Origin of the sequence: Streptomyces sp. NPDC051064, assembly GCF_044455985.1 — a bacterium.
Classification (GTDB): domain Bacteria; phylum Actinomycetota; class Actinomycetes; order Streptomycetales; family Streptomycetaceae; genus Streptomyces.
This window is the reverse complement of sequence record NZ_JBITFK010000025.1, coordinates 1-1,571: the sequence shown is the minus strand read 5'-3', so window position 1 is coordinate 1,571 and position 1,571 is coordinate 1. Positions and strand designations below refer to the sequence as shown.

General features: G+C 63.2%; 1 protein-coding gene and 2 pseudogenes. All 3 read left to right on the top strand.

What is annotated here, in order from left to right; all coding sequences use genetic code 11:
• Positions 1-105, top strand: a pseudogene (locus tag ACIBCU_RS38280) (alpha/beta hydrolase); the annotation flags it as partial.
• 41 nt (positions 106-146) lie between these two features.
• Positions 147-1,022, top strand: a complete 876-nt coding sequence (locus tag ACIBCU_RS38275) for an alpha/beta hydrolase (protein WP_362943726.1) — start codon at positions 147-149, stop codon at positions 1,020-1,022.
• A 424-nt stretch (positions 1,023-1,446) separates the two neighbouring features.
• Positions 1,447-1,571, top strand: a pseudogene (locus ACIBCU_RS38270) (alpha/beta hydrolase); the annotation flags it as partial.

Sequence of the window (1,571 nt, the reverse complement as noted above, 5' to 3'; positions counted from 1 at the left end):
GGCATGACCACCATCGAGGTCGACTCCTCGCACCTGGTCATGCTCGCTCACCCGAAGAAGGTCGTCGCCTTCATCGAAGAAGCCATCAACGCCACCGAAGCCTGAGGCGTGTCAGCCTTTCCCTTCCTCCAGAACGTGAGAGTCGCATGACTGTTTCGATGGAAATCACGCATCACACTGCGGTGCTCAATGGAATCAACCAGCACTGGGTCAGTGCGGGTCAGGGTCCGCCGGTCTACCTGCTGCACGGTTTTCCGCAGACCTGGTACGGCTGGCGGAAGCAGATTCCGGCTCTGGCGGAGAAGTTCACGGTCATTGCGCCGGATCTTCGGGGTTACGGCGACACGGAGAAGCCTGCGTCGGGTTATGACAAGCGCACCATGGCCAATGACATCATCGCTCTGATGGATCATCTTGGCCACGAGAAGGTCGCGTTGATCGGTCATGACCGGGGAGCGCGTGTGGGTACGCGGTTCGCGAAGGACCATCGCGACCGCATCGACCGGTTCGTCGCGATGGACAACATTCCGACGCGAGTCATCGCGGAGACCTACGACGTCGCCATGGCTCGTGCCGGCTACTGGTTCTTCACCTTCCTTCAGGTTCCTGATCTGCCCGAGGCTTTGATCGCGGGCAACGAGGAGGCCTGGCTGACGTACTTCTACCGGAGTTGGTCGTACAACCCGGACATGCTGTCGGCCGAGGAGATCGATGTCTACGTGCGTGCTTACCGGCAGCCGGGCGCGGTCCGCGGTTCGTGCATGGATTACCGTGCGGCCGCCGAGGACGTCGCGCAGGATCGTGAGGACGAGGATCAGCTCATCGACTGCCCGGTGCTGACGATGTGGGGGAAGGACTTCAGCGCGGTCGGCAAGGCCTACGACGTCCTTGACGTGTGGAAGGGCATCGCCCGCGACGTCCGGGGTCTGGCAATCCCCGAGTGCGGACACCTCTGCCAGGAGGAGAAGCCCGAGGTCGTCAACGCGGAGGTCCTGGCCTTCCTGGACGGCTGGAACGGCTGATCAGCCAGTACGTTTCCTTGCGCCGCGGTACGTACCGCCGGGCAAGGAACGCCCGAGGCGGCAGCGGTGCGGTACTGGCCGCTGCCGCTTTTCGCATGCCCACTACAGCCCAGTCCTGTCAACGGCGGGAGTTGTAGCGCTCAGGGATAACGTCCGGGGCACACAGAGACAAGTCCCGCTCTTGTGCGACCAGTACGTTTACTTCCGTACCCACGGCTCTCACCCCTGAAGGTCCCGCTGCCGAATCCGGCCCGGGGAGCCGAGGGCTGGGGCACTCGCCAACTGATCGGCAGGGCCCTGCTACGGGGATCCGTGCCGTGTCCGGCCTGTCACTCCGCAGTGCCGGAATCCCGCGGACCCACCCGTCCGCAGCGAGTCCCCGTAGCCGATCGCCACTCGTCATGAGCAAGAAATGAGCCCGATCATGTCCCGTTCTGAGAAGCCGACCGTTGTGCTGGTGCATGGTGCGTTCGCGGATGCGTCCAGTTATTCCGCTGTTGTTCCCGAGTTGTTGAAGCGGGGGCTGAGGGTTGTTGCTCCGGCTGTTCC